Source organism: Paraburkholderia ginsengiterrae (assembly GCF_001645125.1).
Lineage (GTDB): Bacteria > Pseudomonadota > Gammaproteobacteria > Burkholderiales > Burkholderiaceae > Paraburkholderia > Paraburkholderia ginsengiterrae.
On the sequence record NZ_LXKA01000110.1, the window covers coordinates 468,661 to 493,654 of the forward strand.

24 protein-coding genes are annotated in these 24,994 nt (G+C 64.2%); 15 read left to right on the forward strand and 9 right to left on the reverse strand.

Annotated elements, in window-relative coordinates:
- Positions 1–58: 58 nt before the first annotated feature.
- From A6V37_RS10200 to A6V37_RS10225, 6 genes are all read left to right on the forward strand, one after another.
- Positions 59–1,687 carry an ABC transporter substrate-binding protein gene (locus A6V37_RS10200; RefSeq protein WP_064267122.1) on the forward strand — a complete coding sequence of 543 codons (1,629 nt, stop codon included), beginning with the start codon at positions 59–61 and terminating at the stop codon, positions 1,685–1,687.
- A 151-nt stretch (positions 1,688–1,838) separates the two neighbouring features.
- The gene (locus A6V37_RS10205) at positions 1,839–2,849 is read left to right on the forward strand and encodes an ABC transporter permease subunit (RefSeq protein ID WP_064285951.1); all 1,011 of its coding nucleotides are present in this window, start codon (positions 1,839–1,841) and stop codon (positions 2,847–2,849) included.
- A gap of 5 nt (positions 2,850–2,854) precedes the next feature.
- Positions 2,855–3,772, forward strand: coding sequence for an ABC transporter permease subunit (locus A6V37_RS10210; protein WP_064267124.1), 918 nt, complete (start codon positions 2,855–2,857; stop codon positions 3,770–3,772).
- Entirely contained in the window at positions 3,772–4,776 is a 1,005-nt protein-coding gene (locus A6V37_RS10215) for an ABC transporter ATP-binding protein (protein WP_064285952.1), read from the forward strand. Before A6V37_RS10210 ends, A6V37_RS10215 begins: the two co-directional genes overlap by 1 nt.
- Positions 4,773–5,792 carry a peptide ABC transporter ATP-binding protein gene (locus A6V37_RS10220; protein ID WP_064267126.1) on the forward strand — a complete coding sequence of 340 codons (1,020 nt, stop codon included), beginning with the start codon at positions 4,773–4,775 and terminating at the stop codon, positions 5,790–5,792. Before A6V37_RS10215 ends, A6V37_RS10220 begins: the two co-directional genes overlap by 4 nt.
- Entirely contained in the window at positions 5,785–6,936 is a 1,152-nt protein-coding gene (locus A6V37_RS10225; RefSeq protein WP_064267127.1) for a TraB/GumN family protein, read from the forward strand. Before A6V37_RS10220 ends, A6V37_RS10225 begins: the two co-directional genes overlap by 8 nt.
- 27 nt (positions 6,937–6,963) lie before the next feature.
- On the opposite strand, the gene A6V37_RS10230 is transcribed toward A6V37_RS10225, so the two are convergent.
- The 6 genes from A6V37_RS10230 to pxpB all read right to left on the reverse strand — a co-directional run bounded on the left by A6V37_RS10230 (position 6,964) and on the right by pxpB (position 13,367).
- Complete coding sequence (locus A6V37_RS10230) at positions 6,964–8,784, reverse strand: tetratricopeptide repeat protein (protein WP_064267128.1); 1,821 nt, start codon at positions 8,782–8,784, stop codon at positions 6,964–6,966.
- A gap of 215 nt (positions 8,785–8,999) precedes the next feature.
- Positions 9,000–9,956, reverse strand: coding sequence for a DUF979 domain-containing protein (locus tag A6V37_RS10235; RefSeq protein WP_064285953.1), 957 nt, complete (start codon positions 9,954–9,956; stop codon positions 9,000–9,002).
- The gene (locus tag A6V37_RS10240) at positions 9,953–10,702 is read right to left on the reverse strand and encodes a DUF969 domain-containing protein (RefSeq protein WP_064267130.1); all 750 of its coding nucleotides are present in this window, start codon (positions 10,700–10,702) and stop codon (positions 9,953–9,955) included. The genes A6V37_RS10235 and A6V37_RS10240 overlap by 4 nt, the downstream gene beginning before the upstream one ends.
- A 190-nt stretch (positions 10,703–10,892) precedes the next feature.
- Positions 10,893–11,645, reverse strand: a complete 753-nt coding sequence (gene pxpA, locus A6V37_RS10245; RefSeq protein WP_064267131.1) for a 5-oxoprolinase subunit PxpA — start codon at positions 11,643–11,645, stop codon at positions 10,893–10,895.
- A 19-nt stretch (positions 11,646–11,664) separates the two neighbouring features.
- The gene (locus tag A6V37_RS10250; protein WP_064267132.1) at positions 11,665–12,717 is read right to left on the reverse strand and encodes a 5-oxoprolinase subunit C family protein; all 1,053 of its coding nucleotides are present in this window, start codon (positions 12,715–12,717) and stop codon (positions 11,665–11,667) included.
- Positions 12,714–13,367: a 5-oxoprolinase subunit PxpB gene (gene pxpB, locus A6V37_RS10255; protein ID WP_064285954.1), complete on the reverse strand. Its 654-nt coding sequence runs from the start codon at positions 13,365–13,367 to the stop codon at positions 12,714–12,716. Before pxpB ends, A6V37_RS10250 begins: the two co-directional genes overlap by 4 nt.
- Positions 13,368–13,572: 205 nt before the next feature.
- On the opposite strand from pxpB, the gene A6V37_RS10260 reads away from it, so the two are divergent.
- Positions 13,573–14,085, forward strand: coding sequence for a winged helix DNA-binding protein (locus A6V37_RS10260; RefSeq protein ID WP_064267134.1), 513 nt, complete (start codon positions 13,573–13,575; stop codon positions 14,083–14,085).
- Between the two features lie 58 nt (positions 14,086–14,143).
- On the opposite strand, the gene A6V37_RS10265 is transcribed toward A6V37_RS10260, so the two are convergent.
- Positions 14,144–14,686, reverse strand: coding sequence for a 5-formyltetrahydrofolate cyclo-ligase (locus tag A6V37_RS10265; RefSeq protein ID WP_064267135.1), 543 nt, complete (start codon positions 14,684–14,686; stop codon positions 14,144–14,146).
- A gap of 77 nt (positions 14,687–14,763) precedes the next feature.
- Between A6V37_RS10265 and A6V37_RS10270 the strand changes: the two genes are divergently transcribed.
- The 4 genes from A6V37_RS10270 (at position 14,764) to A6V37_RS10285 (ending at position 19,693) form a co-directional block, all read left to right on the forward strand.
- Positions 14,764–16,731, forward strand: a complete 1,968-nt coding sequence (locus tag A6V37_RS10270; protein ID WP_064267136.1) for a lytic transglycosylase domain-containing protein — start codon at positions 14,764–14,766, stop codon at positions 16,729–16,731.
- 81 nt (positions 16,732–16,812) lie between these two features.
- On the forward strand, positions 16,813–17,766 hold the full coding sequence (locus A6V37_RS10275) for a complex I NDUFA9 subunit family protein (protein WP_064267137.1): 954 nt from the start codon (positions 16,813–16,815) through the stop codon (positions 17,764–17,766).
- Between the two features lie 44 nt (positions 17,767–17,810).
- Positions 17,811–18,464 carry a glutathione S-transferase family protein gene (locus A6V37_RS10280; protein ID WP_064267138.1) on the forward strand — a complete coding sequence of 218 codons (654 nt, stop codon included), beginning with the start codon at positions 17,811–17,813 and terminating at the stop codon, positions 18,462–18,464.
- Positions 18,461–19,693 carry a multifunctional CCA addition/repair protein gene (locus tag A6V37_RS10285; RefSeq protein ID WP_064267139.1) on the forward strand — a complete coding sequence of 411 codons (1,233 nt, stop codon included), beginning with the start codon at positions 18,461–18,463 and terminating at the stop codon, positions 19,691–19,693. The genes A6V37_RS10280 and A6V37_RS10285 overlap by 4 nt, the downstream gene beginning before the upstream one ends.
- Before the next feature lie 68 nt (positions 19,694–19,761).
- On the opposite strand, the gene A6V37_RS10290 is transcribed toward A6V37_RS10285, so the two are convergent.
- Entirely contained in the window at positions 19,762–19,956 is a 195-nt protein-coding gene (locus A6V37_RS10290; RefSeq protein ID WP_064267140.1) for a DUF2905 domain-containing protein, read from the reverse strand.
- Positions 19,957–19,966: 10 nt separating this feature from the next.
- Positions 19,967–21,157 (reverse strand): class I SAM-dependent methyltransferase, encoded by a 1,191-nt coding sequence (locus A6V37_RS10295; RefSeq protein WP_064267141.1) that lies wholly within the window; start codon positions 21,155–21,157, stop codon positions 19,967–19,969.
- A gap of 13 nt (positions 21,158–21,170) precedes the next feature.
- Between A6V37_RS10295 and A6V37_RS10300 the strand changes: the two genes are divergently transcribed.
- From A6V37_RS10300 to glmU, 4 genes are all read left to right on the forward strand, one after another.
- A complete protein-coding gene (locus A6V37_RS10300) occupies positions 21,171–21,989 on the forward strand; it encodes an SDR family oxidoreductase (RefSeq protein ID WP_064267142.1) in 819 nt (272 codons plus the stop codon).
- Positions 21,990–22,035: 46 nt separating this feature from the next.
- Positions 22,036–22,431, forward strand: a complete 396-nt coding sequence (locus tag A6V37_RS10305; RefSeq protein ID WP_064267143.1) for a dihydroneopterin aldolase — start codon at positions 22,036–22,038, stop codon at positions 22,429–22,431.
- Positions 22,432–22,434: 3 nt separating this feature from the next.
- On the forward strand, positions 22,435–23,463 hold the full coding sequence (gene ttcA / locus A6V37_RS10310; protein WP_064267144.1) for a tRNA 2-thiocytidine(32) synthetase TtcA: 1,029 nt from the start codon (positions 22,435–22,437) through the stop codon (positions 23,461–23,463).
- A gap of 145 nt (positions 23,464–23,608) precedes the next feature.
- Positions 23,609–24,970, forward strand: coding sequence for a bifunctional UDP-N-acetylglucosamine diphosphorylase/glucosamine-1-phosphate N-acetyltransferase GlmU (gene glmU, locus A6V37_RS10315; RefSeq protein ID WP_064267145.1), 1,362 nt, complete (start codon positions 23,609–23,611; stop codon positions 24,968–24,970).
- The last annotated feature ends 24 nt before the right edge of the window (positions 24,971–24,994 follow it).

Genomic DNA, 24,994 nt, shown 5'->3' on the forward strand with positions numbered 1-24,994 from the left:
AAAGCTCAAGTAATATCGCGCTACGCCGGCGGGAGCCGGCCACGAACCTGGAGGAAACATGAAGCAAAACAATCTGTTGCGCGCCGCGCGTGTTACGACGCTCGTCGCAGCTGCAGCGGCATCGATGGTGGGCGCAAGTGTCGCGCGCGCCGAGATTCCGAATAAAACCCTGGTCTACTGCTCAGAAGGCAGCCCCGCGGGTTTCGATCCGGCCCAATACACCACGGGCACCGATTTCACGGCTAACACGTTCACTGTCTACAACCGCCTCGTCGAATTCGAGCGCGGCGGCACGAAGGTCGAGCCGGGCCTCGCGGAAAAGTGGGATGTCTCCGCTGATGGCAAGACGTACACGTTCCACCTGCGTCATGGCGTGAAGTTCCAGACCACGTCGTTCTTCAAGCCGACGCGCGAATTCAACGCGGACGACGTCGTGTTCACGTTCCAGCGCATGCTGGACACGAACCAGCCGTTCCGCAAGGCGTATCCGGTCCAATTCCCTTACTTCACGGACATGGGCCTCGACAAGCTGATCACCAGCGTCGAGAAGGTCGATCCGTACACGGTCAAGTTCACGCTGAAGGAAGTCAACGCGCCGTTCATCCAGAACATGGCGATGGAATATGCGTCGATCCTGTCGGCTGAATATGGCGATCAACTGCTGAAGGCCGGCAAGGCGGCCGACATCAACCAGTTCCCGGTCGGCACCGGCCCGTTCATTTTCCGCAGCTACACGAAAGACGCGACGATCCGCTTCGACGGCAATCCGGATTACTGGAAGCCGAACGCCGTGAAAATCTCGAAGCTGATTTTCTCGATCACGCCGGATGCCGGCGTGCGCGTGCAGAAGATCAAGCGCGACGAATGCCAGGTCATGAGCTATCCGCGTCCGGCCGACATCGCGCCGCTGAAGGCTGAAGCGAACATCGACATGCCGTCGCAGCCGGGCTTCAACCTTGGTTACCTCGCGTACAACGTGTCGCACAAGCCGGTCGACAAGCTCGAAGTGCGTCAGGCGCTCGACATGGCGATCAACAAGAAGGCGATCATCGACTCGGTGTATCAAGGCGCAGGCCAGGCCGCGACGAATCCGATGCCGCCGACCCAATGGTCGTACGACAAGAACCTGAAGAGCGCCTCGTACGATACGGACAAGGCCAAGGCTCTGCTGGCCAAGGCCGGTTATCCGAACGGCTTCGACATCACGCTGTGGGCAATGCCGGTGCAACGCGCGTACAACCCGAACGCCCGCCTGATGGCGGAAATGATCCAGGCCGACTGGGCCAAGATCGGCGTGAAGGCCAAGATCGTCACGTATGAGTGGGGCGAGTACATCAAGCGCGCCCACGCAGGTGAAGACGACACGATGCTGATCGGCTGGACCGGCGATAACGGCGATCCGGACAACTGGCTCGGCACGCTGCTCGGCTGCGAAGCGGTGAACGGCAACAACTTCTCGAAGTGGTGCTACAAGCCGTTCGAGGATCTGGTCCAGAAGGGCCGTGTCTCGTCCGATCAGGGCGCGCGCACGACGGCATACACGCAGGCGCAGCAGATTTTCGCGCAGCAACTGCCGTTCTCGCCGATCGCACACTCGACCGTGTACCAGCCTGTCAGCAAGAAGGTGGTCGACATGCGCATCGAACCGCTCGGCTACGCGCGCTTCGACGGCGTCAGCGTCAAGTAACGCGACTGACAAGTCGTCAAGCAAGTCGTAATTTTCGCGCAGTACGCTTTTCGCACGGTTAGAAAACTGGTCGAAATGGTCCGGCGACCGGGGTCACGAGCCCTCGTCGCCGGTTGCGTTTTTTCTTCACCAAGACCATAGGGACAAAACCATGTTCCGCTTTGTTTTGCGCCGCATTGGCATGGTGATTCCGACCTTCATCGGCATCACGATCCTTGCGTTTGCGCTGATTCACCTGATCCCGGGCGACCCCATCGAAGTCATGATGGGCGAGCGCGGCGTCGAGCCCGCCATGCACGCCGCGGCGATGCACCGGCTCGGGCTCGACGAACCTCTGCCGATGCAGTACGTCCACTACATCGGTCGCGCGATGCACGGCGACCTCGGCACCTCGATCATCACCAACACCAGCGTGATGGGCGAATTCCTCGCACGTTTCCCCGCTACCGTCGAACTGTCGTTCTGCGCGATGCTGTTCGCGCTGATCGTCGGCTTGCCGGCGGGCGTGTTCGCGGCGCTCAGGCGCGGCACGGTGGTCGATCACGGCGTGATGGGCACGGCCCTGACCGGCTACTCGATGCCGATCTTCTGGTGGGGCTTGATCCTCATCATGGTGTTCTCGGTGAAGCTCGGCTGGACGCCGGTGTCCGGCCGCATCGCGGTCGAATACGACATTCCGCACGTGACCGGCTTCATGCTGATCGACGCGATGATGTCCACCGACGAAGGCGCGTTCAAGTCCGCGCTGAGCCATCTGATCCTGCCGGCCATCGTGCTCGGCACGATTCCGCTGGCGGTCGTCGCGCGCATGACGCGTTCGTCGATGCTCGAAGTGCTGCGTGAGGACTACATCCGCACCGCGCGCGCGAAGGGCTTGTCGCCGGGGCGCGTGATCGTCGTGCATGCGTTGCGCAATGCGCTGATTCCGGTCGTGACGGTGATCGGCCTGCAGGTCGGCACGCTGCTCGCCGGCGCGGTGCTGACCGAAACGCTGTTTTCGTGGCCGGGTATCGGCAAATGGCTGATCGACGCGATCGGCCGGCGCGATTATCCGGTCGTGCAGGGCGGTATCCTGATGATCGCCACCCTGGTGATCGTCGTGAACCTCGTCGTCGATCTGTTGTACGGCGTGCTCAATCCGCGCATTCGCCATACGAGGTAATCACGATGGCAGACATCCAAAACACAGTCCCCCAGTCGGTCACGCCTCCCAGCGGCCGCGCTATCGCCGCCCGTGAATTCTGGGCGAATTTTTCCCGTAACCGTGGCGCGGTCGGTGCCGGCATCATCGTGCTGGTGCTGATTTTCGTCGCGATCTTCGCGCCGTTGATCGCGCCGCACAGCCCGATCGAGCAGTACCGCGACTCCGTGAAGATTCCGCCGGCATGGCTCGACGGCGGCAACTGGAAGTTCATTCTCGGCACCGACGAAGCGGGCCGCGACATCCTCTCGCGTCTGATGTACGGCGCGCGCCTGTCGTTCTGGATCGGCTTCGTTTCGGTGGTGCTCGCGCTGATTCCGGGCGTCGTGCTCGGGTTGATCGCGGCATTCTTCGAGAAGTGGGCCGACACGCCGATCATGCGCATCATGGACGTGCTGCTCGCGCTGCCGTCGCTGCTGCTCGCGGTGGCGGTGGTCGCGATCATCGGTCCGGGTCTCGTCAACACCATGCTGGCGATCGCGATCGTCGCGTTGCCGGGCTATGTGCGTCTGACGCGCGCGTCGGCACAAGGCGAGTTGCAGAAGGAATACGTGACGGCTTCGCGCGTGGCGGGCGCCGGCACCTTGCGCCTGATGTTCTCGCAAGTGCTGCCGAACTGCACCGCACCGCTCATCGTGCAGGCTACGCTCGGTTTTTCGTCGGCGATTCTCGATGCGGCGGCCCTCGGCTTTCTCGGCCTCGGCGTGCAACCGCCGTCGGCGGAGTGGGGTGCGATGCTGGCCTCGGCGCGCGACTATATCGACAGCGCCTGGTGGATCGTCACCATGCCTGGCTTGTCCATCCTGATCTCGGTGCTCGCCATCAACCTGCTCGGCGACGGGCTGCGCGACGCACTCGATCCCAAACTGAAAAGGATGGCGTAATGACCAGCTTATTGACCATCCGCAATCTCGCGGTGAATTTCAGCGGCATGCCCGCTGTCGATCGGATCAACCTAGATGTCGCGGCGGGCGAAGTCGTCGGCGTGGTCGGCGAATCGGGCTCCGGCAAGAGCGTGACGATGATGGCGCTGATGGGCCTGATCGACGCTCCGGGCAAAGTGACGGCCGACGAGATCACGTTCAACGGCAAGAATCTGTTGAAGGCATCCGCGAAGGAACGCCGCAAGATCATCGGCAAAGACATCGCGATGGTGTTCCAGGACTCGCTCACCAGTCTGAATCCGAGCTACACCGTCGGTTATCAGATCAAGGAAGTGCTGAAGCTGCACGAAGGCTTGCGCGGCAGCGCGCTGGACAAGCGCGCTCTGGAACTGCTCGATCAGGTCGGCATTCCCGACCCGAAGGGCCGCATCGGCTCGTTCCCGCATCAGATGTCGGGCGGCATGAACCAGCGCGTGATGATCGCCATGGCGATTGCCTGCAACCCCAAGCTGCTGATCGCCGACGAACCGACCACCGCGCTCGACGTGACGATCCAGGCGCAGATCATGGAGTTGCTGATCAAGCTGCAGAAGGAACGCGGCATGGCGCTCGTGCTGATTTCGCACGATCTCGCTGTGGTGTCCGAAGTCGCGCAGCGCGTCGCGGTCATGTACGCTGGCGAAGTGATCGAAACCAACCGCGTGCCGGACATCTTCGCGGCTCCGCATCATCCGTACACGGAAGCGTTGCTGGCGGCGATTCCTGAGCACAATGTCGGCGCAGTGCGGCTCGCTGCCTTGCCGGGCATGGTGCCGGGGCGCGACGACCGGCCCAAAGGGTGCCTGTTCGCGCCGCGCTGCAAGTACGTGGTCGACGATTGCATGAAGGCGCGGCCCGATCTCGCGCCGATGCAAGGCCATACCGAGGTGGCGCGCGTGCGCTGCATCAAACCCCTGAACCTGAGCGGCGACGCCAACGTTCACACCCATGGAGGCGCACGATGAACGCAGTACTCGAAACGCGGCGCCAGTCGGACCATGCGGGCGATCACGTGCTGGTCGCCGACCAGCTCGCGCGGTATTACACGGTCAAGCGCGGCATGTTCGCCCAGGGCACGGTGAAGGCGCTCAATGGTGTCTCGTTCGCGCTCGAGCGCGGCAAGACGCTGGCGGTGGTCGGTGAATCCGGCTGCGGCAAATCGACGCTCGCCCGTCAGTTGACCATGATCGAAGCGCCCAGCGCGGGCCGCCTGCTGATCGACGGCCAGGACGTGGCGGGTGCCGATCACGCGAAGATCGCGGCGCTGCGGCGGCGTGTGCAGATGGTGTTTCAGAACCCGTTTGCCTCGCTGAATCCGCGCAAGACCGTCGAGCAGACGCTCGGCGAGCCGCTGGCGATCAACACGCAACTGAGCGCCTCCGAGCGCGCCGAACGGATCGCGCACATGATGCGCACCGTCGGCCTGCGTCCGGAACACGCGAAGCGCTATCCGCATATGTTCTCCGGCGGCCAGCGCCAGCGCGTGGCGATTGCGCGCGCGATGATTCTCGATCCGCAGATCGTGGTCGCCGACGAGCCCGTGTCGGCGCTCGACGTGTCGATCCAGGCGCAGATCCTGAACCTGTTCATGGATCTCCAGGAGCAGTTCAAGACCAGCTACGTGTTCATCTCGCACAACCTCTCGGTGGTGGAGCATATCGCCGACGATGTGATGGTGATGTACTTCGGCGGCGTGGCGGAGCTTGGCGACAAGACGCGGATCTTCTCGAAGCCGCGGCATCCGTACACGCGCGCGCTGATGTCGGCCACGCCGTCCATCTTCGAAGCGGATCGCACCATCAAGATCAAGCTGCAAGGCGAGATGCCGTCGCCGCTGAATCCGCCGTCGGGTTGCACGTTCCATCAGCGCTGCCCTTACGCGATCGACCGCTGCCGCAGTGAAGAGCCGAAGCTGCGTGAAGTGGATGGCCGTCAGGTGTCGTGTCACCGCGCTGAGGAGGTGGGGGACATGGATGCCTGATGTCGTGGCGGCGCGTCGTCTTGCGCGCCGCCCGGGTGATGGCGGCCGTCGTGCTGCTTTCGCACGGCGCTGGCGGGCGCGCGCACTGACCGGTGCCGCGCTCGTCGTCCTTTGTTCCATGATGTATCCGGGCGCGGGGCCGATCGGCCTCGCGCACGCCGCCGGCGCGGCCGCGAATGCGCCGGCTCAGGCAGGCCGTCCGGCCTTGCCGGTGCCCAATGTTCCGGCGCCGCCACGCGCCGCCTTGCCGGGCTTCAAGCCACCAGCCGCCCCGCCGAACACCACGGCGAGCGGTCCGGTGCGCGCGCAACCGGCGCGCATGCCGTTCTATGTCGCGACACGCGGCACGACGACCATCTATGTGCTGGGCACACTGCACGTCGGCGACCCCGCCGACTATCCTGCGGGCCAGCCGTTCCGCGCACCGATCCTCGGCGCACTGGCGGCCTCGCCGACGCTGGCGCTCGAACTTTCACCCGACGAACTGCTCGTCTCACAAGACGATGTCTCGAAGTACGGCGTCTGCCGGCGCGACTGTCTGCCGGGATTGCTGCCCGAGCCTTTGTGGCGCAAGCTGGCGCTCCGTCTGCGCGGCAACCCCGCCGCGCTGGATGCCATCAAGAAGATGCGGCCATGGCTCGCTTCGCTGGTGGTCGAAACCTACGATTCGCTGAGTGCCGGCTTGCAGACCGAGTACGGCACGGAGGCCCAACTCCAGAACGTGTATATCCGCACGCGGGGCAAGATTGTCGGCCTCGAAACGTTGTCGCAGCAGATGCGGGCGTTCACCGGCCTCACGCTCGCGCAGCAGCGCGAGATGCTGGCGCAGGATCTGGTGCAGACGCCTGCGGAGAACGTCGAGGATGTGCAGACCTTGCATCGTCTGTGGCGCGTGGGCGACGCCGATGCGATCGACGCCTGGCAGGCTGCGAAAACCGAAAAACTGGCGCGCGACAAGCGCGTCTCCGATTCGATCGACAACAAGATCGTTTATGAGCGCAACCGGCGCTTCGTGTCGCGGATGCTGCTGATTGCCGCACCGAACAAACCCGTGTTCGTGGCAATCGGCGCGTTGCATCTGGGTGGTCCCAAAGGCGTGTTGCAACTCTTGCGGCAGCACGGGTTTGTGGTGGAATCAGGGTGAGCCACCGGCAGCGGCGCAGCGTTGGGCTTATGCCCCGCCGTCTTGTAGTGCTGCGCACAGGCGCTCGACCACCGGCGCCCAATCGCCCAGCACCGTCTGACGGAACAGCTTCATTCCCGGATACCAGGGCGAGTCGCTGCGCGCTTCCAGCCAGCGCCAATCGGAGTTAGCCGGTAACAGCAGCCACACCGGCTTGCCCAGCGCGCCCGCCAGGTGCGCAACGCCGGTGTCCACGGCGATCACCAGGTCGAGATTCATGATCAGCGCGGCCGTCTCTTCGAAACTAGTCAGGTCGCCGGTGAAATCGTGGGCACGGAAAGCCGCTGGTGCATCGGCCAGCTGCGCATGCGCTGGCCCTTTCTGCAGCGCGTACCAACGGACATTTGGCAACGTGCCTAGCGCGCTCAGGTCGGCCAGCGCCATCGACCGGTAGCGGTCGTTGCCGAAGGTCGGACTCCCGGCCCATACCAGACCCGCTTTGCGAGCCGGCTGCCCGGACGCTTCGCCAAGCCGAACCCGCCACGTTTCGATCTTCGCTTGATCGGCGAACATATACGGCAAGTCCGCGGGCACGCTGGCGAGATCCATGCCGATGCACGATGGCACGCTCATCATCGGCACCCAGAAATCGTATGCGTCGCCGGATTGACTGCCGGGTTGCCCACTGAACGCGCGATGCACGCCAGGTATGCGTTCGACCAATGGCAGCAACGGCGCGCGCACAAGGAGATCAACTGTTGCGCCGCGCTGCGCCAGCACACTAGCAAAACGCAGGAACTGGAAATGGTCGCCGAAACCCTGCTCGCCGACCACCAGCAGACGGCGCCCTTCGAGTGATTCGCCACGCCATTCCGCCACACCCGGCACGGCGAGCGCGTCATAGTCGCTCTTGCGCCAGCGCAGCGCGAATTCGGCCCAGCCCTGGGCGTAATCGCCACGCTTGAGCAACAGCCACGCGAGATTCTGATGCGCGTCCGCGTAGTGTGGGTCGAGTGCCAGCGCCTCACGATAGTAGCCTTCCTCTTCGGCCAGCCGACCTTGCGCGCCGAGGGACCCGCCCAGACACACCAGGTGGGTTGGATTCCGTTTGAGCTCGACCGCGCGCCGGAAATGCGCTTCGGCGCCGCCATAGTCGCCGCCCTTGCCGATCAGACTTCCCAGATTGACGTGCGCCTGCGCGTAATCCGCGCGCAGCGTGAGAGCGCTTTCGAAACTGGCGATTGCCGCGTCCCGATCCCCTTGCGCGTTGTGCGCATTGCCCGCATTGAAATGCGCTTCGGCCGATGTCGGTTCGAGCGACAGAACCTCGCGATAGCACGCCAGTGCCTCGTCGAAACGATCGAGTTTGCTCAACGCGGTACCGAGGTTCAGATGCGCGTCGGCCAGTGCGGGGTTCGCCGCCAGCGCCAGCCGGTAGTGTTCGATTGCATCCGGCAACGCGCCTTGCGCTTGCAGTGCGACGCCAAAGTTGTTGTGCGCATCGGCGAAGTCGGGCTGGAGTTGCAGCGCCTGGTCGTAGCAGATCATCGCTTCGTCGAGATGGCCCAGCGCGGCGGCCACGAGCCCGCGGTTGCTCCAGCAGGCGGCGTTGCGGCGATCGAGTTTGAGCGCACGGCTCATCAGGCTGGCGGCGATATCGTGAGCGCCGCGCTGATAGTGCAGCACGCCGAAGTAGTGCAGCGCGCCCGTATGAGCGGGATCGAGTGTGAGGGCTTCGCGGTATAAGGGTTCGGCGGCCGCGTACTGACCGGCCTGATGCGCGGCGAGCGCGGCGTCGATCAGTGTGGTGAGGTGGGAGGAGGACGCAGAAGCGGCGTGCGCGCCGCGAGGCTGGGAATGCTGTTCCATGGAGATCCGCGGGAGAGCGTCGGCGGCGCATGCGGCACGCACCGGCGCATGTGGATGGGAGACCGTTCAGCATCGTAGGGTCGCCCCCCATTTCCCGACGATCGGACGCATCCTATTTCGGTTGCGTATTCGCCGCGCAGAGAGTCCTTTTCACCGACGTATCGCAGAGATTTCTCGCGACACGTCGGTGTCTGTCGACTGCGACAGTAAGAGTCCTATAGAAACATAAGAAAATTCAGCAACAAGATGTTCACCACCAGCAAGGTCAGGGCAGTGGGTATCTGAACCTTGATCACCGCGTTTTTGTCCGGCAGTTCCAGCAGCGCGGCCGGCACCATGTTGAAGTTCGCGGCCATCGGCGTCATCAGCGTGCCGCAGTAGCCGGAGAACATGCCGATCGCGACCATTACCGCCGGGTTGCCGTGAAAGACGCCCACCAGAATCGGCACGCCGACTCCGCCTGTCATCACCGGGAAGGCGGCGAAACCATTGCCCATCACCATGGTAAAAAGCGCCATGCCGATGCAGTACACGGCCACCGCGATGAACCGGTAGTCGAGGCTGATGTAAGCCGTGGTGACGTGCGCGACCGCCTTGCCGAAGCCCGCGTCGGAGAATACGAGGCCGAGCATGCCGAGCATCTGCGGCAACACCGCGGCCCATGACAAGGCATCGACCAGCCGCCGTGCTTCCTTCATCGACTGGCCGACGGTGTCACGCGTCAGCACGCAGGCAATCGCGAGCGCGATCACGCAGCCGATGCCGAAACCGATCAGCGTGACGTTGGCCTTCTCGATCAGCGGCAGGCCGCCGAAGATCAGGTGACTCGCCGACAGCGTGATGATCACGGTGACGACGGGAATCGTCAGCGCGGGCACGAACAGCTTGTTGCGAAGACGCGCGGCGCTGGCTTTGCGCGCTTCCAGCGACAGCACCTTCGGTTTACCGGCGGTCACCCCGCCGAAGCCGGCGATCAGCGCCATCACGATCACCAGCACGCCGACCACCGACGGCGGCAGCTTGTCGCCGATCAGGAAGATCAGTGCGTAGAGAATCCAGAATCCGCCGGCGGTGAAACGGCGCGGGTGGTCCTTGTCCGTAGCAATCATGCCGCCGATGATCAGCAGCACCACGCCCAGCAGCCAGAACAGATAGTTGATCGTGAACGTCATGCTTTGTCTCCTGCGGCGGATTGCGTGGGCGATACCGCGGCACCGGCGGACGTGGCGTTGCCGCGCAGTTCGCGCTCAAGCTTCCGGTCGAGCAGATAGAGGCGGAACCCGTGAATGATGAACGCGCTGATCGCAGTCGGAATGCCCCACACGGCCACGTGAATCGGCTCGACGATGATGCCCGCCTCTTTCAGGAACGTGGTCATCAGTACGATTGCGCCGAACGCGACGAAGATGTCCTCGCCGAAGAAGAGGCCGACGTTATCGGTCGCCGCGGAGAATGCGCGCAATTTGAAACGCACCGCGTCGCTGATCTTGCCGAAGCGGGTTTCGGTCGCGCCTTCCGCCATCGGCGCAATCAGCGGACGCACCATCTGCGGATGGCCGCCGAGTCCGGTCAGCCCGACTGCCGCGGTCAGTTCGCGCACCAGCAGATAGACGATCAGCAGGCGTCCGGCGGTCGCGGCCTTGATGCCGGCGATCCACGCTTGCGCGCGTTCGCGCAGGCCATGCCGTTCGAGCAGGCCGATCACGGCAAGCGGCAGCAGAATGATCAGCGGGATATTGCGGGTCTTGATGAAGCCGGTGCCGATTTCGGCAAGAATTTTTTCAGGCGGGAAGTGCGCGGCCAGGCCGGTGACGATCGCGGCGACGGCCACGATCAGCATCGGATTGAACCGCAGTAAAAAGCCGACGATGATGACGGCCACGCCAATGAGCGGCCATAGACTGACGGTTGTCTGCATCTGGGTCTCCAAACAGGATTTCAACCTTGCCGCTTGTGGCGGCTAACGTGGGCCGGCGCGTGGTGGTCCATGCGCCGGTTTGCCTTGCTGCCACGGCTCTTGATGGCCGCGTTGCTTCGTCTACTGCTTCAAGCGCTGATTCGTGCTTTGCTGCGTGCTTTGCGCTGCGTTTGCCGCCTGGCCGGCCTGCTCAGGCTCGCGTCGCACCGGCCGCGTGAACTTCGATGCCGGCGTCCTTCAGCGCCCCGCGAATGCGCCGCGCGAACGCGAGCGCATGCGGACCGTCGCCGTGTAGGCAGATGGTTTGCGCGTTGAGCGGCACCCATTGACCGTCCACGGCCTGTACGCGCTGTTCGCGAACCATCGCGAGCGTGCGCCTGAGCACTTCGTCTTCGTCGTCGAGCAGGGCGCCGGGCTCTTTGCGCGGCACCAGCGAACCGTCGGCGCGATAGCCGCGATCGGCGAACACTTCCTCGATGGCAATCAGGCCCGCGTTGCGCGCGGCCGTCACGAGACCGCTGTTGGCGAGCGCGAACACCGCCACTGAAGGGTCGAAATCGTGGACGGCCGAGACGATGGCGTCGGCGATCTTGCTGTCGCGCGCGGCCTGGTTGTACAGCGCGCCGTGCGGCTTGACGTGCGCGATACGGCCGCCTTCGGCCTGGGCAATCGCCGACAGCGCGCCAAGCTGGTACAGCACGCCCGCGTAAATTTCATTGACCGGCAGATCCATTTCCTTGCGGCCGAAATTCTGCGGATCGTTAAAGCTCGGATGCGCGCCGATCGACACGCCTTTCTGCACGGCCCAGCGCACGCAGTCGCGCATTGCGCTGGCGCCGCCTGCGTGCCAGCCGCACGCGATATTGGCCGAGCTGACGAGGTCGAGCAGCGCTTCGTCGGATCCGCAGCCTTCGCCGAGGTCGGCGTTCAAATCGATTTCCATGGTGTTCCTCTGCTTTGTGTTACAGCGCCGCGACGGCCAGTTGGCTCGCGCAGCGTTCTTCATGCATGGCGATCGCGGCGTCGATCTGCCGCAAATACGTGCGTTCTTCCAGTAAAGCCTGACGCGCCTCGTAAGGCGTCGTGGGGATAAAGCGGACGGCCGCGTTCAGGCGCACCTGCCCGAGCTTCCAGAGATCGGCCTGGATCACGGAGCCGATCTTCGGATAGCCGCCGGTGGTCTGAGCGTCGCTCAGCAGCACGATCGGCTGGCCGTTTGGCGGCACCTGAATCGTGCCCGGCAGGACCGCGTGCGAGAGCAGGTCGGTTTTCTGGGTGCGTTTGAGCTCTGCGCCGGCAAGGCGGTAGCCCATGCGATTGCTGTTCGGCGTGACGAGCCATTCGTCTGACCAGAACGACTCGTGGGCCTCCTTGGTGAAGCTTTCGTATTCCGGGCCGGGCAGTACGCGGATCGGCACGGCCCACGGCACCCCGGACGGATGGCGGCCACGCCGCAGCGGCTCGTGAACCAGCACGAACTTGCACCACGCGGGCGCCTTCACGCCGAACTCCGGCGCCTCGGGCGTAAATCCGGCATGGCCGCGCTGCGGCGGCGCGCCGACCGGCAGGCGGTCGCCGTCGCGCAGCGCCCGGCCGCCGAGTCCGCCGAAGTGGCCGGCGAGATCGGTGCTGCGCGAGCCGAGCATCGGCAACACGTCGATGCCGCCTGCCACGCACACATAGCCACGCATGCCGCGTTTGGCCGCATTCAGCACCAGTTCCTGGCCGGCCTGCACCGGCAGGCTCCACCATGAATAGACGGGTTTGCCGTCGAGCGTCGCGCCAAACTCGGTACCGGTGATGGACACCCGCGTCGCGCGCAGAAAGCGCAGCACCGTCGGGCCGAAGGTGATTTCCAGACCGGCCGCGTCGGGCCGGTTGCCGACCAGCCGGTTGCCGACTTCGAGCGACAGACGGTCGAGCGCGCCACCCATCGCGATACCGAGATGCCGGTAGCCGTGGCGGCCGAGATCCTGAATCGTGGTCAGCAGACCGGCGCGAATCACATCGATCATGCGTGTATCCCCGCGATGGTGAAGCGCACCCGGTCGCCCGGCTGCAGCAGCGTGGGCGGCCGGCGCGCCGGATCGAAAAGCGGCAGCTCGGTGCGGCCGATCAGTTGCCAGCCGCCCGGCGAGGTGGCCGGGTAGATGCCGGTCTGCTCGCCGCCGATGCCGACCGATCCCGCCGGCACTTCCAGCCGCGGCGACGCGCGGCGCGGCGTGTGCAGCGCGGTGTCGAGTCCGCCCATATAGGCGAATCCCGGCTGGAAGCCGAGAAAGAATACGACGTAGTCCCCATTCGAATGGCGCTCGACCACCTCGCGCACGCTCAAGCCGGTGTGACTGGCGACCGTGTGCAGGTCGGGGCCGAACTCGCCGCCGTACTGCACCGGAATTTCGACTTCGCGATTGGGCGTGGCCACGCCGCTCGCGGCGTCCCAGGCGGCCTGCAAGTGGCTCACCAGCGCGTCGGGGTCGGCCTGGAGCGGATCGAAAACGAGCGTCAGATTGTTCATGCCCGGCACGACCTCCAGCACATGCGGCCAGTCGCGCGCGGCCTCGGCGGTCGCCCACACGCGCCGCTGGCATTCCAGCGTGGCGGGCGGCGGCACTTCGCAGACTAACGCGGTATCGCCGAACGGAAAGATTCTTGGTTGGCTCATGGCTTAACGGCCCAGGTCGAGTCGGAGAAATCGGGCACAGCGGACCTCCGGCTTTGCCGGTCTCCGGTGCACGATGCATGAAGCGTACATTGTCAATAAATTATCGGCAATTTATCAATAAGCGTTTTTGCCAGGCTCCCCTGGACGGGTTGCTCGTCGTACACTCCTGACACCTTCCCAATCTGTTTCCCTGAGAAACTTCATCATGTCGCGCCATCCCACCAAGATCGTCTCCTCGGAACATCTCGTGTCCGATACCAGCGCGGAACTGTCCGAACTCGAGTACGCGCTCATCATGGCAGGCAATGCATTCAACCGGTGGATGGTGCGCTGCATGTCGGCGGCCGGTGACAAGGACATGACCGCCATCGAAGTCTCGTTGCTGCATCACGTCAGCCATCGCGAGCGGCGCAAGAAATTGGCCGACATCTGCTTCGTGCTGAATATCGAAGACACGCACGTCGCGACCTACGCCTTGAAGAAGCTCGTAGCTAGAGGGTATGTAAAAAGCGAAAAGACCGGCAAGGAAGTGTTCTTCTCGGCGACCGATGCGGGCCGCGAACTCTGTCTGAAGTATCGCGACGTGCGCGAGAGCTGTCTGATCTCGACGTTGAAGGAAAGCGGCCTGACCAACGAGCAGATCGGCGACGCTGCGCAACTGATGCGCAACGCATCCGGACTGTACGATACGGCCGCGCGCACGGCGGCGTCTTTATAGTGGGGAAAAGTCGTTCTGCGCGGCGGCGGAGCCGGCCCGTGTGGCGCTCGCCGAGCGCTTAATCCGCCGGACGGGGATAGAGACCGGCTTCGGTCACGATCAGGTCGAGCGCGATGTCGTGCGCTTCACGCTGCAATGCCGGCGTGCGGCACGCTTCATACGCGATGCCGACGGTAACAGGTCCGCTTGAATCCGGCCATGCGGCGAGCGTGCGGTCGTAGTAGCCGCCGCCGTAGCCGAGCCGGTAGCCCTCGGCGTCGAAACCCACGCATGGCACGAACAGCAATTCCGGAATCACCACGCGCGCGCTAACTGGTTCGGGAATCTTGTGATGGCCGATCTTCATCGGCATGTCGGGCGTCCACGCATGAAACTCGAGTGGCGCGCCGCGCTCCTTGACCACCGGCAAACTCGCCTCGCGCGATGCAGCTGCCGCGAGCCAGACCGAGATCGCGGCGCGTGCGTCGAACTCGCCCGCGAGCGGCCAGTAGAACCCCACGCTGTTCACGCCGTAGCGCTTCAACGCGTCGAGCAGATGCCGCCCGAGCGCGGCATTGCGCGCCGGCTCCGAAGCCGCTTGCAGCCTTGCTTCCAATAGCATTTTGCGCAGCGCCTTTTTCGATTCTGGGACAGGGTTGCATGCTATGCTTGGGTTCAATTCGCGCTCCAGAAACAACGATGTCAAAACGCCTTTACCGAGTATATCGCGCGGCCGGCCTGGCGCTTGCCGCCGCGGCGCTCGTCGCGTGCAGCACGGCCTCCGCCGTCAAGCCCATTCCCCTTTCGCAACTCTCGAACGACGACCAGATTTTCGTCCAGTTACGCGAGGCCGCCCGCAATAACGACGCGGCGCGTGCAGCGCAACTGGCCAGCATGATCCCGAACTATCCGGCGCCTTCGTATCTGGAGTACTTCCAGCTCAAGCCGCAATTGTTCGATTCGAGCGGTCATGCGCGCATCGACGCGCCGGATGCGCCGGTGCTGGCATTTCTGCAGAAGTACGACGGCCAGGCGATCGCCGACCGCCTGCGCAACGACTACCTCACGGTGCTCGGCACGCGTCACGACTGGCCCAACTTCGATCAGCAATACGCCCGCTTCGTGCTGAACGACGATACGCAGGTGAAGTGCTACGCGCTCGAATCGCGCGCTTCGCGCGGCGAAAACGTGGCCGACGCCGCTCGTGCGCTGCTGGTCGATCCGAAGTGGTACGGCGACGGCTGTGTCGATCTGATCACCGCGCTGGGCGTCAACCGCCAGTTCAGCACCGACGACATCTGGCAGCAGATCCGTCTCGCGTACGAGCAGAACTACACGAATACGGGCAGCAAGCTCGTCGACGCGCTCGGCAACGCACCGCCCGATCCGGTGGCGTTCGGTCAGGCCGCGAATACGCCGCCGTTGTTGCTGGCGCGCGGCGTCGGTCCGGACTCGCAATCGCATCAACTGGCGTTGCTGGCCATCACCCGCATGGCGCGCAACGACCCCGCCATGGCCGCGGCCACGTTCTCTTCTGTGGCGCCTTCGCTGAACTCGCCCGAGCGAGCCATCGGCTGGGGCACGATTGCCTATCAGGCGGCCCTCAAGCAGATGCCGAGCGCGGTGGACTGGTATCGGCTGTCGGCGAATGCGCCACTGTCGAACCCCGCGTATGAATGGCGCACCCGCACCGCGTTGGTCGCGGGCGACTGGACCATGGTGCGCTGGTCGATCGAACAGATGCCGGCGGCGCTGCGCAGCCAGCCGTCGTGGGTGTACTGGCATGCGCGTGCGCTCAAGCAGGGCGGCGACACGACCACGGCCAACCAGGAATTCGAGTCGATCGCGCAGGGCTTCAACTTCTACGGCCAGCTGGCTGCCGAAGAATTAGGCCAAAAGATCACCATTCCGCCGAAAACCACCGTGAGCGACGCCGAAGTGCAGCAGGCCGGCAACACGCCCGGCCTCGATCTGGCGCAACGTTTCTACGCGCTGAATCTGCGGCTCGAAGGCAATCGCGAATGGAACTGGCCGCTGCGCAACATGAGCGATCGGCAGCTGCTCGCCGTCGCCGAATACGCGCGCCGCATCGAGTTGTATGACCGCACCGTCAACACGGCGGACCGCACGAAGAGCGAGCACGACTTTTCGTTGCGTTATCTGTCGCCGTTCCGCGATATCGTCGAGCGCGATGCGCAGTCGAATGGGCTCGATGTGGAATGGGCCTACGGCCTGATTCGCCAGGAGTCGCGCTTTATCATGAACGCGCGCTCGGAGGTCGGCGCGAGCGGGTTGATGCAGTTGATGCCGGGCACCGCGCAGCTGGTCGCGAAGAAGATCGGCCTGGGTACGATTTCGCGCGAGCAAATGAACGACATCAACACCAACATTCTGCTCGGAACGAACTATTTGTCGATGATTTACAATCAGTTCGACGACTCGGCCGTGCTGGCCACAGCGGGCTACAACGCCGGCCCGGGCCGTCCGCGCAACTGGCGGCAATCGTTGCAGCATCCCGTGGAAGGGGCGATCTTCGCCGAGGCGATTCCGTTCCAGGAAACGCGTGACTACGTGAAGAACGTATTGTCCAACACGGTCTACTACGCGGCATTGTTCGAAGGCCGTCCGCAATCGCTGAAGGCGCGCCTGGGTTTCATCGCACCGTAAGCGCCGAGCCGCCGCCCCCTCTTTTCGAGGCGGCGGCGGGGCACGTCAGCTGTTGCCGCGGCTTCCACCAGGGAGTCGAAAATGCGACATCAAGCCATTGCGATTATCGGCGGCTCCGGTTTTATCGGCAGCCATCTCGTCAATGCCCTGGTTGAAATGGGCAAAGACGTGCGCATCGCCACCCGGCGGCGCTACAACGCCCGGCACCTCACCTTGCTACCCATCGACGTGATCGAAGCGGATGTGTTCGATCCGGTTCAGCTCGCGCGCTTCGTCGAAGGCGCCGACTGCGTGATCAACCTCGTCGCCACGTTGCACGGCAAGCGCGGCACGCCGTATGGCGCGGACTTCGCGCGGATCCACGTGGAATTGCCGACCAGAATCGTCGCGGCCTGCGAAGGCAAGGGCGTGCACCGGCTGCTGCATGTCAGCGCGCTGGGCGCCGACTCGCACGGGCCGAGCATGTATTCGCGTTCGAAAGGCGACGGCGAGAAAGCCGTGCACGCGGCGAACCTGGCATGGACGATCTTCCGGCCGTCCGTGGTGTTCGGCCCCGAAGATCAGCTTCTCAACAAATTCGCGTTCCTGCAGCGGATGTTTCCCGTGATTCCGCTCGCCATGCCGGACGCGAAATTCCAGCCGGTGTATGTCGGCGATGTGGCGAAGGCGATCGTCAACGTGCTTGATCTCGACGCCGCCGGCGGCCGCACCTATGAACTGGGCGGGCCGACGGTCTATGCGCTCGAGGACCTGGTCGAGTATTGTGGCACCGTGATCGGCAAGCACGCGCGCATCATTCGTCTGCCGGAGTCGTTGGCGCGCCTGCAGGCGCTGACTTTCGAAATGGCGCCCGGCGAGCCGGTCATCTCGCGAGACAATCTGGATTCGATGAAAGTCGACAACGTGCTGAGCGGGCCGCTTGCGCCTGAACTCGGCATCGAGCCGGCCAGCATTGAAACGATCGCGCCGATCTATCTGACCGGCGCGTCGACGCGTTCGCGCTTTGATGCATTCCGCGCCACCGCGGGGCGCTAAATATTCCGATCAGCCTCTTTCCACCCTTCCCATTGAAACAGCGCATGAAACTGCTCATAGGTGACAAGAACTATTCGTCGTGGTCGATGCGTCCGTGGCTGCTGCTGAAGCATTTCGGCATTCCGTTCGACGAAGTATTGATTCAGTTGGGCGAGTCCAGCACCACCCGCGAAATCCTCGCGCACGCGCCGAACGGTCCGGGCAAGCTGCCTTGCCTGATCGACGATAAAGGCGTCGTCACATGGGATTCGCTGGCGATTGCCGAGACTCTCGCCGAGCGCTTTCCGCAGTACGCGTTGTGGCCGCGCGACGCGGCGGCGCGCAATCACGCCCGTTGCGTGAGCGCCGAGATGCATTCGGGTTTCGGTGACCTGCGCTCGAACATGTGGATGAACATTCGCGCGTCGTTCCCGGGCAAAAACGCGACGCCCGGCACGCTCGCCGACATCGCGCGCATCCAGGCGATCTGGGGAGAGTGTCTCGACACCTACGGCGGACCTTTCCTGTTCGGTGAGTTCAGCATTGCCGACGCCATGTACGCGCCGGTCGCCATGCGCTTCAACACATGGCAGCCGGTGTTGTCGGAGGCCGCTTCGGCCTACGTCCGCCGGATCACCGCGACGCCCGCGGTAAAGGCATGGATAGACGACGCGCTGCGCGAAACGCACGCGATTCCGTATCAAGACGTATGCCCATGAATATCTACGCAGTAGGCGGCGCGATCCGCGACGAATTGCTGGGCGTGCCGGTCCAGGACCGTGACTACGTGGTGGTCGGTGCGACGCCGGAACAGATGGTGGCGCAAGGCTTCCGTCCGGTGGGCAAGGATTTTCCCGTGTTCCTGCATCCGCAGACGCACGAGGAATACGCGCTCGCGCGCACGGAGCGCAAGACGGCGGCGGGTTACCACGGCTTCCAGTTTTTTTACGCACCGGACGTGACGCTGGAGGAAGACCTTGCGCGCCGCGACCTGACGATCAACGCGATGGCGCGCGAAGTGCGCCCGGACGGGCAGTTGACCGGAGAGGTGGTCGACCCGTTCAACGGCCGGGGCGACTTGCAGGCGCGGTTGTTCCGTCACGTCAGCGATGCGTTTCTTGAAGACCCCGTGCGGATTTTGCGGATCGCGCGGTTTGCTGCGCGCTTCGTGGATTTCACGGTTGCGCCGGAGACGCTGGCGCTGATGCGCAAGATGGTGGCGGATGGCGAAGTCGATGCGCTCGTGGCCGAACGCGTGTGGCAGGAAGTGTCGCGCGGCCTGATGGAGAAAAAGCCTTCACGCATGTTCGAGGTGCTGCGCGAGTGCGGTGCGCTGGCGCGGATTCTGCCGGAGATCGACGCGCTGTTCGGCGTGCCGCAGCGGGCCGACTATCACCCGGAGGTGGACACCGGCGTGCACGTAATGATGGTGGTCGACCATGCCGCGCAGCGGGGGTATGCGTTGCCGGTTCGGTTTGCAGCGTTGACGCACGACCTCGGCAAGGCGACCACCCCCGAAGACGTGCTGCCACGGCACATCGGCCATGAAGAGCGCAGCGTAAATCTGTTGAAGCCCTTATGCGAGCGGCTGCGAGTGCCGAACGATTGCCGCGACCTTTCGCTGCTGGTCGCGCGCGAGCACGGCAATATTCATCGCGTGATGGAAATGGGTGCCGCGGCGCTGGTGCGACTGCTCGAACGCAGCGATGCGATCCGCAAACCGGCACGCTTTGCCGAGGCCTTGCAGGCGTGCGAAGCGGATGCGCGCGGGAGGCTGGAGTTCGAGATGCAGGATTATCCGCAGGCTGAGCGGCTGAGGGTTGCGCTCGTCGCCGCGCGCGCGGTGGATGCCGGCGCCGTAGCGAAGCGCTTGGCCAATGCGCCCGCCGGCATCAAGGACGCCGTGCATCAGGAGCGCGTGCGGGCTGTAGAGGCGGCGATAGTCTGAACACGACCGCCTGACGTTCTGCCTTTGACGCGGTGAACCGTTCGCATCGGCGTCAAAGGCAAGCGCCCCTATAGCAGTCTGGCGATTAGGGAAAGCAGCATCGACAGTATCAGCGTCGACATAAAGGGAAACGGATACTCCCGCCCGAAGAGCCGCAAGGTCACATCGCCGGGCATGCGCCCGATGCCGATTTTCCTGAGCCACGGCCAGCAACTCGACAACACCGCGACTGCGATAAACGTCGTCAATAGCCAGCGGATCATCGCCCGTTCCTCACAGCGTGTGCGACCGGTCGCCGCTTGAAAATGCTTGCAGCGTGTCGTCCAGTCCGCGTGAAAATGCGATCACCTTGAACAGTTCGCCCATCTCCGCCTCGGACAACAGCTTCTGCACGGCATTTGCCGCGGGCAGGAAGCGCATGGTGTCCGCCGGGTCGAGTTCCGACAACGCCTCGGTGATCCCGGCATTCAGCAGAAACCGCGCTTGCGACGTAAAGCCCAGCAAATCCGCGCCGGCCTCGACGCCGGCTTCGGCGATGCCGGTGAATTCCACGTGCGCGGTGATGTCCTGCAAACCCGGGTAGAGAAAAGGATCGCCGTGTGCCCGGTGCCGATAGTGGCACATCAGCGTGCCTTGCGCGCGCTGCGCATGGTAATACTCGTGGCGCGGGAAACCATAGTCGATGAAGAAGGCCGCGCCGCGCGCCAGCATCGTACAGATGGTGCGCGTGAATGCGCTCGCTGCTTCGTGCGTTTCGGTAACGTAGTCGTCGCCGGTTGTTTCGATTTCCGACAACAGCGCAATGTCCGCCGCGTTGGATACGGGACGGTCGTCGAAGGAGAAGGCCGCGTCGCGCCAAGCCACCCCGCGTTCGTACCAGGCGCCGCCGGTAAAGGCGAAGAGGCGCACCGGCATCGCGTCCAGCACCTCGTTGCCGATCACCACGCCCTCGAAACGCTCCGGCAACGCGTCCAGCCAGCGTACTTTGGCGGCGAGCGCAGGCGCAGCTGCTTCGATCGTCTCGCGTTGACGTTCGCGCAGTTCGCCCGACAGGTCCACGATCGAGTAGCTGTCGAATTCCGCGCCCAGCGCGTGAAGTGCGCTCAGGACGCCTGCTGCTAGTTTGCCCGTGCCGGCGCCGAACTCCATCAGGTCGCGCGTGCCGCTTGCCTGCAAGGCCTCGGCAAGCGGGCGCGCCAGCGTGGCCGCGAACAGCGGCGAGAGTTCCGGCGCGGTGACGAAGTCGCTGCCGTCGTCGCCGCGCAACCCGAATTTGCGGGCGCCGCCGCTGTAATAGCCGAGTCCCGGCGCATAAAGCGCGCGCTCCATATAGCGGTCGAACGGCAGCCAGCCGCCGGCGGCGTCGAGCTCCGAACGGAGCTGCGCAACGAGCGCTTCGGACTGCGCGAGCGCGCTTGGGCCGGGAGCAGGTAAACTATCGGGTTGGTGAGCTTTCGGATTCATCCCCGCATTGTAAATGACCGCCTCTCTGGATACCGCCGCCGCCCGCGCGCCCGAAACGCCGCGCGTCGTGCTGATTACCGGTGCTGCACGCCGGATCGGGCGCTCGCTGGCGCTCGGCTTTGCCGCGCGGGGCTGGGACGTGGCCGTCCATTACGGCGCCTCGGGCGAGGAGGCCGGCGAACTGGTCGCCGAAATCGCGGCTCTGGGCCGCCGGGCGGTCGCCTTGCAGGCCGAATTGGGCGACGAGGCTCAGGTCGAACGGCTGTTGCCGGCGTGCATCGCCGCGCTTGGGCGGCCGGTGTGCATCGTCAACAACGCGTCGCGCTTCGAAGAAGATACGGCGCAGACTGTCGGTTACGACCTGCTGCTGAAGCTGACCGCGATGAACGTCGGCGCGCCGCTGGTGCTGGCGCGCGGGCTGTACGAGGCGACGCCGGAGGCGGCGCGCACCGACGAAAGCCTGCGCAGCGTCGTCATCAACGTGCTGGATCAGAAGCTGTACAACATGAATCCGGATTACCTGTCGTACACGCTGACGAAGGCCGCGTTGCAGACAGCCACGGTGGCGCTGGCGCAGGCTTTGGCGCCGAAAGTGCGGGTGGTCGGGCTCGCGCCCGGGCTGACGATGCAATCCGGCGACCAGACGCCGGACGGTTTTGAAGCAGCTCACCGTACTACGCCTTTGGGCCGCGCGTCGCGGCCGGAGGATATTGTCGCCGCCGCGCTGTATCTTGCGGATGCAGCGGGCGTGACCGGAACGACGCTGGTGGTCGACGGCGGGCAGCACCTCGTGCCGCTGCCGCGCGACGTAATGTTTTTGACGGGCGCCTGAAGCGCCCCTTTGCGTGCTCCGCACGCTTTTTTCGACTGGAACGAACATGTTTGCCGCTCTTTCGCATCCCCGGCTCGCCGATTGCCGCCGGCTCTTTCTGCGCAACTACGAAGTGCACATCAATATTGGTGTGCACGACTTCGAAAAGCGCGGCGAACAGCGCGTCGTGATCAACGTCGAACTGTATGTGCCGCTCGCGCTGTCCACGCCGGTCCAGGACAAGCTGAACGAAGTCGTCGACTACGATTTCATGCGTTCGACCATTGCGCGCCGCGTCGAGAAGGGCCACATCCATTTGCAGGAAACGCTGTGCGACGACCTGGTCGCGGCCATGCTCGAGCATCCGCAAGTGCGGGCCGCGCGCGTGTCGACCGAAAAGCCGGACGTTTATCCCGACTGCGACGCGGTGGGCGTCGAAGTGTTCCGTATCAAAGAGGACTGAGCCATGAATGCTCCGGAAATCCTGAACGGCACCGCCGCGGTCGATGCGGTCGACACCGCCGCCGCGACCGATGCCAAGCAAGCCCACGCTCACGCCGTGCGGGCCAAATCACCGCTCACGCGCCGCGAACAGAAGGAAGCGTACGAGAATAACAAGCTCTTCAAGCGGCTCGCGCGCCAGGTCGGCCAGGCGATTGGCGATTTCAACATGATCGAGGACGGCGACAAGGTGATGGTCTGCCTGTCGGGCGGCAAAGACAGCTACGCGATGCTCGACGTGCTGATGCGGCTGCGCGAGCGCGCGCCGATCCACTTCGATATCGTCGCGGTGAATCTCGACCAGAAGCAGCCGGGCTTTCCTGAGCACGTGCTGCCCGAGTATCTGAAGCAGCTCGACATTCCGTTTCACATCGAAAACCAGGATACCTACAGCATCGTCAAGCGGCTGGTGCCGGAGGGCAAGACTACCTGCTCGCTGTGCTCGCGGCTGCGGCGCGGCATTCTGTATCGTGTGGCCGGCGAGCTCGGCGCGACCAAGATCGCGCTTGGCCACCATCGCGACGACATTCTGCAAACGCTGCTGCTCAACCTGTTCTACGGCGGCAAATTGAAGGGCATGCCGCCCAAGCTGCAATCGGACGACGGCAAGAACATCGTGATCCGCCCGCTCGCCTATGTGAAGGAAACCGATCTGGAGAAGTACGCGGAGCTGCGCGAATTCCCGATCATTCCGTGCAATCTGTGCGGCAGCCAGCCGAACCTGAAGCGCGCGGAAATGAAGGCGCTGGTGCGCGATTGGGAGAAGCGCTTCCCGGGCCGCATCGAAAACATGTTCAACGCCTTGTCGAACGTCGTGCCGTCGCATTTGATGGATCACAAGCTGTTCCCGTTCGCGGGCCTGCGCGCAACCGGCGAGGCCGATCCGCACGGCGATATCGCCTTCGACGAAGAGCCGTGCTCGACCGATTCCGGCGATGCTGGGGCGCTCAACGGGGCCAAGCCGATTTCCATCGTCCAGTTCGACGATGTTTGACGAGCTTTGACGACTTTGGCGTAAGCGCCCGTCATACGGGCGTTTCAGCGCATTCCAGCTTGCCACGGGGCCGCGTCTGCGGCCTTTTTCGTCACAGGGTGCGTGATAGAATCGTCGGCTCCAAACTCGTCTGATTTGCCGTGCCATGAACATTGTGATTTTGGCGGCAGGCACGGGCAAGCGCATGCGGTCCGCGCTTCCCAAAGTGCTTCATCCCCTGGCCGGTCGGCCACTCCTCGCTCACGTTATCGACACGGCTCGCACGCTCAAACCCACGCGTCTCGTCGTGGTGGTGGGCCATGGCGCCGAAGCCGTGCGCCAGGCCGTGGCGGCGCCGGACGTGCAGTTCGCCGTGCAGGAGCAGCAACTCGGTACGGGCCACGCGGTGCAGCAGGCGTTGCCGTTGCTCGATGCGTCCGCGCCCACACTGGTGCTCTATGGCGACGTGCCGCTTACGCGCGCCAGCACCCTGCGGGCGCTGACCGATCGCGCGGGGCAGGGCGGCTACGGCGTGCTTACCGTCACGCTCGCTGACCCGAGCGGCTATGGCCGCATCGTGCGCGATCAGCACGGCAAGGTCGCGCGCATCGTCGAGCAGAAAGACGCGAGCGCCGAACAGCTCAAGATTGCTGAAATCAACACGGGCATCATCGTTGCGCCGACCGAGCGCCTGGGCGGCTGGCTTGCCGCGTTGAAGAACGACAACGCGCAGGGCGAGTTCTATCTCACCGACGCGGTCGAGATGGCGATCGAAGCCGGACTCGAAGTCGTCACCACGCAGCCGGACGACGAATGGGAAACGCTCGGCGTGAACAGCAAGCAGCAGCTTGCCGAACTGGAGCGGATTCATCAGCACAACGTGGCGGAAGCGCTGCTGGTTGCGGGCGTGACGCTCGCGGATCCGGCACGTCTCGATGTGCGCGGCACGCTCGAATGCGGCCGCGACGTGTCGATCGACGTGAACTGCGTGTTCGAGGGCAACGTCACGTTGGCCGACAACGTCACCATCGGGCCGAACTGCGTGATCCGTCACGCGAACATCGGCGCCGGCACGCGTGTCGACGCGTTCACGCATATCGAAGGCGCTGAAGTCGGCGCGAACGTCGTGCTTGGACCGTATGCGCGTTTGCGCCCCGGTGCGTCGTTGCACGACGAGTCGCATGTCGGCAACTTCGTCGAGGTGAAGAACGCGGTGCTCGGCCGCGGCTCGAAAGCGAACCACCTCACGTATATCGGCGACGCGGATATCGGCGCGCGCGTGAATATTGGCGCGGGCACCATTACCTGCAACTACGACGGCGCGAATAAATTCCGCACGATTATCGAAGACGACGTATTCGTCGGCTCGGACACGCAACTGGTTGCGCCGGTGCGCGTGAAGCGCGGCGTGACGATCGCGGCGGGCACGACCGTCTGGAAGGACGTCGAAGAGGGCGCGCTGGTCCTGAACGACAAGACTCAGACTAGCAAGACGGGCTACGTGCGTCCGACCAAGAAGAAGAGCTGATCGACATCATGCGCGCACGTGGCG